Source organism: Breznakibacter xylanolyticus, assembly GCF_003254275.1.
GTDB classification, from domain to species: domain Bacteria; phylum Bacteroidota; class Bacteroidia; order Bacteroidales; family Marinilabiliaceae; genus Breznakibacter; species Breznakibacter xylanolyticus.
Window position 1 is genome coordinate 149016 of record NZ_QKZK01000010.1, and the last position, 9240, is coordinate 158255.

The 9240-nt window shown below is 48.3% G+C and carries 6 protein-coding genes; 1 reads left to right on the forward strand and 5 read right to left on the reverse strand.

Features of this window, described 5'->3' with window-relative positions; genetic code table 11:
* Positions 1 to 43 precede the first annotated feature (43 nt).
* A complete protein-coding gene (locus tag LX69_RS07930) occupies positions 44 to 2680 on the forward strand; it encodes a PAS domain-containing protein (protein ID WP_111445288.1) in 2637 nt (878 codons plus the stop codon).
* Here LX69_RS07930 and LX69_RS07935 read toward each other — a convergent pair.
* From LX69_RS07935 to LX69_RS07955, 5 genes are all read right to left on the reverse strand, one after another.
* Complete coding sequence (locus LX69_RS07935; protein ID WP_170124296.1) at positions 2677 to 3618, reverse strand: PorP/SprF family type IX secretion system membrane protein; 942 nt, start codon at positions 3616 to 3618, stop codon at positions 2677 to 2679. The genes LX69_RS07930 and LX69_RS07935 overlap by 4 nt on opposite strands.
* A gap of 36 nt (positions 3619 to 3654) precedes the next feature.
* Positions 3655 to 4158 (reverse strand): T9SS type B sorting domain-containing protein, encoded by a 504-nt coding sequence (locus LX69_RS07940; protein WP_262509757.1) that lies wholly within the window; start codon positions 4156 to 4158, stop codon positions 3655 to 3657.
* A 15-nt stretch (positions 4159 to 4173) separates the two neighbouring features.
* A complete protein-coding gene (locus LX69_RS07945) occupies positions 4174 to 4590 on the reverse strand; it encodes an Ig-like domain-containing protein (RefSeq protein WP_111445291.1) in 417 nt (138 codons plus the stop codon).
* Positions 4591 to 5437: 847 nt separating this feature from the next.
* Positions 5438 to 6472 carry a PorP/SprF family type IX secretion system membrane protein gene (locus LX69_RS07950; protein ID WP_111445292.1) on the reverse strand — a complete coding sequence of 345 codons (1035 nt, stop codon included), beginning with the start codon at positions 6470 to 6472 and terminating at the stop codon, positions 5438 to 5440.
* Positions 6469 to 9240: T9SS type B sorting domain-containing protein (locus LX69_RS07955; RefSeq protein ID WP_146260680.1), on the reverse strand; the 2772-nt coding region annotated here is incomplete at its 5' end. The genes LX69_RS07950 and LX69_RS07955, both read right to left, overlap by 4 nt.

Here is a 9240-nt window from a genome sequence, read left to right on the forward strand (position 1 = left end):
AGGTGTTTCGTTCGGTAAGTCTTCATTGTTAAGTCTTTTTTGAATGGATAAGCCACCCATCCATAGCCTGCTTCTTCACGATATTTCGGCCCTACAAGTGTGTCGCGATTCGGTTTTGCCATGTGTGGTTGTTTGTCAGGGAGAGGCGATTCCGGTGTTCAACGATTGTTTTTTGCATTGGATGGGGTATCCTGGGGTGGTCAATCGTCTGGCTTGCCCTGATGAGTTGCTGTTGTGGTATCGTCAACAAATTCATCCGCAAGTCATTAATACTAGCGGATCCGGGGGCGAAATCCGTTTTACGAATTGGCACAGCGAACCATTGGTGGCCGAAGTTTTTGTGACCCGATTATCGGGTCTGACGACGAATGATTTATCTCTTTTTGTTCAGTTTCACGATGTAACTGCTCGCAGGCAACGTGAGCTGGTCGAGGCGGAACAAAATGAGCGCCTCCGACTGGTGTTTCAAAGCATGAATGAAGCGTTTGCTTTGCACAGCATCATCACTGACGAACAGGGTGTCCCTATCGATTATGTCTATCTGGATGTCAATGCTGCCTTTGAGAATTTGACGGGCTTTACTCGCGATCGCATCATTGGACGACGTTTGCTCGATGTCATGCCTAACACCGAGTCGTATTGGATTCAGGAATTTGGTCGTGTTGCCCTTCATGGGGGAACTGCTCAGTTTGTCAATTATGCCCGTGAACTGGGCCGTTATTATGAAGTGAAAGCATACTCACCCAAGCCATCTCAGTTTGCCGTCATATTTACTGACGTCACGCATCGTACGTTGTCGGAAATGGCTCTCAAAGAAAGCGAAGAGCGATATCGTTTCCTGACCGAGAATCTGCTTGATGTGATTTGGGTGTATGATGTTCACGACGATGTGTTTGTGTATGTAAGCCCTTCGGTCAAGAAAATGAGAGGTTTCACGGCTCAGGAGGTCATGGCGCAGTCGCTCATTCAATCATTCACCCCATCATCGATGCAGATTGTCGCTGAGGTGCTTCCGGTTGAAATCGAGAAGTTTAAAAGGGGCGTGGCTGATGTGTTTAATCGCGAACTCGAACAATATTGCAAGGACGGATCTACTGTTTGGATTGATGTGAACGCCTATTTGCGTGTAAATGATGCCAATGGCCATCTGGAAGTGATTGGCACCAGTCGAAATGTCACTGATAGACATCGGGCCGAAGCTGCTCGTCGGGAAATGGAGCAGCGTTATCGTCTGTTGACCGAGGTCACCAATGAGGGCATCTTGATATCGATGGATGGCTTGGTGGTAGATGTGAACCCCTCGCTGGTACGTATGATGGGCCTTGCGAACGATGTGGATCAATTGGTTGGAGCGCCTGTCTCTTTGTTGGGGATCGATGAGCAGGCGTTCGATCTTCTCAGCAATCCCTCTGATGCCCTACGCTGCGATTTGTCGCGCGGCAATGGCAATCTGTTTCCGGCCGAGATTAGCATGAAAAAGGTTGCTGATGCGGAGCTGCGTTATCGGGTGTTCTCGGTCATTGACTTGTCTTTGCGTCTTGAAGCCGAAAAAAGATTGCTCGAGAGTGAGGCGCGTTTTCGGAGTATTTTTGATAATGCGGTGGCCGGGATTGCCTTTGCCGATTTGTCGGGAACTCTTTTGATTATCAATAAGGCCTATAGCGAAATGTTGGGGTATGAACGCGAACAGCTCATCGGTGCTTCTTTTTATGACATGACTCACCCTGATGATGTGGCGAAAGAACAGACCCTTATTGCAAATGCTTCGTTCCCTGGACATGATCATTTCACTTGCGAAAAACGATACATCCGCCGCAATGGTGAGGTCATGTGGGCCAATATTTCTGCGTCTATCCTTCGTGATGGCGATGGTAACCCCTGTTCGTTGGTGGCTGTTATTATGGATATTACTCAAAAACACGAGATTGAACAAGAATTGCAGTGCTCCAACGACCAATTGTCGGAACTCAATCGGGCGAAAGACCGTTTTTTTTCAATCATCGCTCACGATTTACGTGGGTCGCTGGCCAATATTACCAGCTTGTCTGAGTTGTTATACGCTGATTTTAAAACGTCTGTCGATCCAACCGATAAGGACATTGTGCGGAATATTTTTGATAGTTCCTTAAAAACGCTTGCTTTACTCGAAAATCTTTTGGCTTGGGCCAGCTCGCAACGGTATTCGGTTGCTGTTCGACATGAGCAATTGGTACTCTCTCCGGTGGTGCGCGAAAGTGTGATGATTATTGAGTCCATTGCTGCCGAAAAAAATGTGCATTTGTCCTTCGACTTGGACGATGACATTGTGATGCATTCCGACCGTGCCATGATTAGCACCATGGTGCGCAATTTGGTTTCTAATGCGGTCAAATATAGTTATAATCATTCTCAAGTGACCATCTCCACCCGGCTGGTTGATGACGACCAATCTGTGTTGATTGCCGTGGCCGATAGGGGGGTGGGAATGACTCGTCAAACCATCGATGGCTTGTTTGACATCGATCATAAATGTTCTCTTCATGGAACTGCCGGTGAGGAGGGAACCGGCTTGGGGCTGGTGTTGTGCCACGAGTTTGCAGTCAAGCTCGCCGGTACAATCAAGGTGGTGAGTGAGCCTGGAAAAGGGAGTTGTTTTAATGTTTATCTGCCGTTGAATGCTGGGGGCGGAGCACCGAATTAGAAATAGCGAATGGAGCGCATTTGGCTTTCGTCTACTTCTTTTTTCTTCTTAAAATGGCGATATTTATTCCGTTTTGTAAGGCTGAATATATCGTAGCTGATTGTTGCTTCGTGTGATGTGAATGCCGTAAATGGGGTGCGCCCCAATCCTCTGTCGTACGTATAGGTCGCACTCAAATTGCGGTTGATTTGCACATCGAGAATGGCCGACCAGGAATGTGCGGGACGAAAGCTCAGGCCTGCTCCCAGTCGATTTTTGTAGAAAATTCGACCCGTGAAATCCATCAGTAAGTAACCATCACTATTGTAGCGCGCGGCAAGTGAGGCTTTTGGGGTGAAGTCCAGCCACCCGGGTAATGAGCCTCCTGCCATGGCGTACCAGGCTCCCTGATAGGACGGAAGCGGTGTGTCATTGTCTCGACCCGTTAGTGCCACCACCGGATGGGAGATGCCTACATAATAATACTGGGTGAAAAGCACTGCGCCTGCTCCCGTTGTGGCTTGTGTGGTCGATGGGTTGCCGGACCCAAAATGTGGGTCGTTGCCATCTATCAACACCATGCCGAAATAATCCATTTGCTGATGTGTCAATCCCACATTCATCCCCAATGATAAAAACATACGGTCGCCCAAACGCGCAAGATAGCTGTAGTGCGTGCCGGCCTGTAAATGACCAATGGGGCCGATGCGCCAATTCTGAATGGCTGCTCCTATCGATAGTTTGCTGTTGTTGATGGGGGCGTGTGCCGACAAATACTGCGATTCCGGTGCGCCGGGCATTCCAAGCCATTGTCTTCGTACGCTCAAGTCAATGGCCAACGCGTTTCTGAAGCCTGTAAATGCCGGGTTGGTGATGGGCTGATTGTTAAAATGCTGAACGTATATCGGCTCCGATTGCGCATGTGCTTGCCCAATGGATGCAACTAGCACCATTAACATGAACAAGTGTTGGACTCTGGAACCTCTCATAACTGATTATCGGCTTAGGTAGATGTTTCCTTTGATGATCAGGTCGGTATCCTCAATTTGGATGATGTAATAATAGACGCCCTTGGGGAGTAGCTGGCCTTTCATACTGCCTGTATTGGCCATTCCGTTCCAGTTGTTTCCGTAGTCGGGATTGTTGTAAACGGTTTGACCCCATTGGGTGAATACATCAATGGAGAGTCGACTGCATTTTCTTAGATCGGGAATGAAGAAAATGTCGTTTAGCCCGTCACCATCCGGTGATATGGCTGTGGGAACAAACATTTTTTTGTCATCATATTTGCTCTCTATGCTGAAGTAAATACGCGCCGTCGCACAGTCTCCTTCGGCATCGCAAATGCGATAGTCAAGTGAGTCTATTCCGTGAAAGTAGAGTTTGAAGTTGGCGCTGATGGTGTAATCGTCGTTTAGCATCACGGTGCCATTGCCCGTTTGTGTGAGCAAGCTGACCTCGATGGGGAGGTCATCAAGGTCGGTGTCGTTGTCTAAAATGTTAAACGCTAATACTTACGAGCCTTTGATGACGGTGATGGTATCATTTGTGAGCTTGGGGATATAATCATAGTCGTTTACCCGAATGGTGACCGTGGCTGTGCCGCAGGTGCCGTTGTTGGCACAAACCCGGTATTCAAATTGATCGCTGCCCGTGAAGTTGTATTCCGGGGTGTAGCGTATTTGGGTGCTGCTGAGTTTTGTGCATTCGCCGTGGGCGGGAGAGGTAATCACTTCCAGCTGTTTGACTCCGCTTTCAAATCCAAAATCGTTCTCCAAAACCGGAATGTCATAACTCCTGTTTTGAAATATCAATACCACGTCATTGCTTGCAATCACTTGTGCAGTGCTCGGTAGTTGTACTGCCATGTGTAGCATTACCAAGGTGATGACTTGAATTGTGAGGATGTATTGTGTGATATATTTTTGCATGACAGGATCTGCTAGTGAGTGATCGTGTGGTGTGTCGGTAATTTGATGGCGATGGCTTTTGATTGCGTAATTTATGCGAATTAAGAGTTGGGTAATTCATTAGATTATCAGGTAGTTCAGTGTTTATTTCAGGAGTTAATGAAATGATAAATAAAAGAGGATTTTAAAATTCTCCTGCCGTTAGGCTGGAAAATATGGTCGTTTGAAGTGGAATGTTGTTTAAGAAGCAGTTAGTTATGCCATTGTCAATATCTTTTTCTTTGAGATGATTTGTGTCGTCACTTTATTGTTGTGGATGAAATTTTCAACCCTTAATTGATATTAGTAATTTAGTTATTTTTATTGTGATGGTGTTGTGTTTTTTTGTGGGAGATGTGGTGATTTGCTGGTGTTTGTGATGTAATTTTTGTGATGGCATTGAATGGCTAGCCCGCTGTATTAAAAAAATGAATGATTGCTCATTCTTTCTTTAATACAGCGGGCTACTATTTAACGCTTCTGAGTTTTCTGCTTTTTTTATTTGAACATGGGGTTAAGGTTTCTCAAACTTAAATCATAACCTAAATACTCTGTGCCCCCGTGAGTCTACTATATAACTCTTTTACCGAGTGGCACTGTGGCTTTTTCTCCTCACTGGTTCTCATCTTATCTCACTGCAACTCATCGTCAGTTCTTAGTTCGTTAAGTTGAGGAAGATGATTAAATGCTGAGTTATCTGCTTTCATATTTAAAAGAAATCTATTAATCAAACCAACTCAGCGCCTTCGCGCCTCAGCGTTTATTTTGACTCTGTGTTCATTGAAAACTCTGTGTTGATATTATTCGTTGACTTGCAAATGTGTAGCTGCTATCGTCTCCGTTTTTTTGCTTTGCCTGCTTTCCATACATCTTCGTCTCCAAGTCCTTTGGCACATGGAATGGCATCATATTTTCGGTCGCGACAAAACCGATACCCTGCAATTAGTTGAAAAGAACTGCCGTATTCTTTTTGCGAAAGGGTGAGTCCAAATTCATACTCCAGTCCTATCGTAAAACCATTTTTTATAATGCCAAAGGTGGCTGCTGTGCCCAGATTATTACCCCAATCCTTGTCCATGGTGCGTCGGTAGGCTATCATTCCCCACCAGGCAAAGGCCGGGTCTATGGTTGGAACGTAGTATTTCAGATTCATTTCGGTTCGGCTATCCATATAGGCGTTCCAACGATAGTAGAATATCGGTTCAAAAAAAAGATTGCGATCCGGGATCTTAAAACTGGTGCCAATGTGAAGGTTTAAATCCATGCGGATGTCGGGTTCGTTTTCTTTGGTGTAGAGCGTGTTGGTGAATGGAAATATGTTGGTGGCCGCGAAGCCTGCTTGCCAGTTGTTGACTGTTAATAAGGCCCCGGCATTGGCATTGACACCGTAGCCGTTTTCGTTGCCTCCGGTCAGCACTGGGTCAATGGCTCCACTGGGGAGTGGGTTGCTCATATCGATGCTCCGTTGGCTGCCCATTAACGAAAAACCAAACAACAAGTCGGTAATGCGTCGCTTGGTTTTTAGAAGGGTGATGCCGTAGGCCAAGGTCTGTTGAAGCGCTATTTCACGGTGGTTGCCATTGCGGTCGTTGAACCCGTAGGTGCCTATGCCTAGTCGATTGCGAAAGGCCTTGTGGAAGGTCAAAATCTCGGTGGTGGGTGCTAAGTCGGTGCCAATCCATTTCTGCTGATAGAACGCATTGACGGCGTAGCAGTCGGGATTGAGTGCCGCTGCTGCGGGGTTCACCAAAAACAGATCGTAGGCATATTGGTTTGACACAAAATAGCGTTGTCCCCACCCCTTTATTGTTATGGAACTGAGTATAATTAAGAGTGCGATATGGATGTGTTGCTTCAAAATCACCGTTTCAGTGTTATGTTTCCTTTAATGGTTTTGTTAATGTGGTTGAGATAAACGACAAACCAATAATCGTCGCTGGGAACTGGTTTGCCCATAAATCGACCGTCCCATCCGGGGGAGTCGCCTTTGATTTTTACGATTAGTTTGCCATAACGATCCAATATGTTTATTTCTGCGTCGGGGAAGCGCTCCATGCCGCCAATGCGCCACACATCGTTAATGCCGTCGCCATTGGGGGTCAGATATCCGGGAATATCCAAATCGAGCACCGAATTAATCTCGACGGTGTCGGCAGTCATGCAGTTGTTGGCGTCTTTCACCCACACTTCATAAATGCCGTTTTCAAGATGTTTAAACACGGGTTCTTTTTGATAGTTTCCTTGGTTTAACGAATAATGGAAGGGTAAGGTTCCGCCCCCGGCAATGACTGAGATTTGTGCATATATCATTGTGTCGAGGGTTTCAATATAAGGCATGGGGTGGAAGGTGACAGTCAGGGTGTCGCTGCCCCATACACAACCATCGGTGACCCTTACCCAGTAGGTGCCCTCGCGGGTGATTTCCCTTGTCTGTTCAATGGAGCCGTCTTCCCAAAGATAGAATGGGTATTCAGTGCCGGCATCCAGCATGAGCTGTTCGTTGGCACACAACAGGGTGTCGTTGCCCAGATGGTATTCGGGCAGCGCTTCGTGGTAAACCACTTTGGTGTCCCAGCCGGTGCAACCATATTCATCGGTGACAATGACCATGTTCATGGTATCTGCTATTTCGGCACGGATAGTTCGGTCGGTTGAGCCGTTTTGCCATTGATAGGCAGTGTATTCTCCTGCATCGAGGGTGAGTTCATCCAGCGGACAGATCATCATGTTGGGTCCCAGCTCCGGTTGTGGCGATTGTCGCCAGTTGACCCGAATGGTATCGCGGTTTTGGCATCCGTTGAGGTCGGTTGCTGTCACCCTGAATGTGCCGTGTCGAACATCAATGCTCTGGGTGGTTTCACGCGTTGACCAAACAATGTTGGGGGCATTGGTGATGGCTGTGAGCGTTGAGGTGGTGCCTGGACATACCAATATGTCCGTCCCAAGTGTGACCGTTGGGAGTGGATTCACCCGGATGTTGATTTGGTCACTGCCCTGACATCCATTGTCATCGGTGACAGTCAGGCTGATGATTTGGTCACCTGGGGTATTTAGAGGCATGTAGTTGAGTTCTTCGGATGTGATGCCGTTCCATTGGTATTCACGATAATTGACAGGTGTAAACAGGGCAAGGGTATCGCCGACGCATTTCACCCGGTCTCCACCCAGGTCTATGATCGGCAATGGATGAACGGTGAGTTGCATGGATGCCGTGATGGTACATCCGTTGTCATCGGTGCCCACGAGCCGGTAAGTGCCAGCGGTGTTTACCTGGGTGGGGTTGTCCTGATTTCCTGCCAATGTGCTGTTGTCGTCGTAATACCAATTGTAGATTGGTATCCTGTCATAGGTTGGCAGTGTTGCTGTTTCATCGGCACAAATGGCCATGTCTTCAATGTTATTCAAAACGGGCGTGTAGGCATTTAATTGAGCGGATGCGTCACTAAAGCATCCATTGGCATCGTAACCCCTTACGGTATAGGTGCCGGGTTGGGTGAGGGTGATGGTTGGACTGCCGGTTTCTCCTGTGTTCCATTCAAATGCGATCAGTCCACTTGGATTGCTGATGCTCAAAAGGAAATCTTCGCCGGTGCACACCGAATCCTTTTCCAGTGTCAATGCAAACACCGGGTTGGGATGCACCACCACTTCTATGGTTTTGGAGTGTGTACAGCCGTTTGATAACCATGTTTGCAGTTGGTAGTTGCCTGCTGTTTCGACCTCGACAGACTGTTTGTTGGGGATCACCTGTGTTGGATTGTCCAGGTTATCCCATTTGTACAAGGGGAAGCTCTTGTTTGAGCTGAGTGTGATGGGGATGCCTTCGCAGGTCGCCTTGTCAGCCCCCAGGTCGAAGACGGGTATGTCCATCACCGTCAGTCTGAATGTGGTCATCTCAATGCAGCCGTTGTTGTCTGTCACCTGTAGTGTATATGTGTCGTCGGTATTGACGTCCCATGTTTGGTTGGGCAATCCCTGCGGCGAGGCCGGGTCTACGCTTCCCTGGAACCATTGATAGGTCGCCACCAGCGTCGGATCGACGGAGGGTGTCGGTAGTGTGTAGATGTCGTTGGCACAGATGGCGGCTTTGTTGGGTGTCAGGGTGATGTCGATGCGTGGATGTGCCTGCACGATGGCTGTGGCTTGGTTGGTACATCCATGGGTGTTTTCGGTGGCCGTCACGGTGTAAGTGCCGGGCTTGTCGACGATGATGGATGCTTTCCCGTCATCGGCAGCGCCTGTGCTCCACAGGATGGTGCTGTAGCTGCCGGCATCATCCAATGTGAGGGTCACGGTTTGTTGTCCCTCACAGAAGAATGGGGCATCGGGGGTGATGTGCACGTTGGGCAGTGGCAGAATGGTGACGCCCACGGCGTCAGTGGTGGTACATCCAAAGTTGTTCCAGGCCTGCAGTTGGTAGGTGCCAGCGGTGCCAACAGTTAACGTGCGTTCGTTGCCGAGCGATGTGCCCGGTGTTGCCGCTTCTGTCCATTGGTAGAGGTCGGAGTGGGTATCAGGGGTGAGCACGGTGGTGGTGCCATCGCAAATGTCCACGTCAGCGCCCAGCTCGAATACGGGTGCCGCATTCACCGTCAGATCAAAGCTGGTGGTGTCCACGCAACCGTTGAGGTC

Coding starts and splice junctions, on each gene's coding strand:
- LX69_RS07945 (WP_111445291.1), bottom strand. CDS start 4,590: ATGCAAAAATATATCACACAATACATCCTCACAATTCAAGTCATCACC.
- LX69_RS07935 (WP_170124296.1), bottom strand. CDS start 3,618: ATGTTAATGGTGCTAGTTGCATCCATTGGGCAAGCACATGCGCAATCG.
- LX69_RS07930 (WP_111445288.1), top strand. CDS start 44: ATGGATAAGCCACCCATCCATAGCCTGCTTCTTCACGATATTTCGGCC.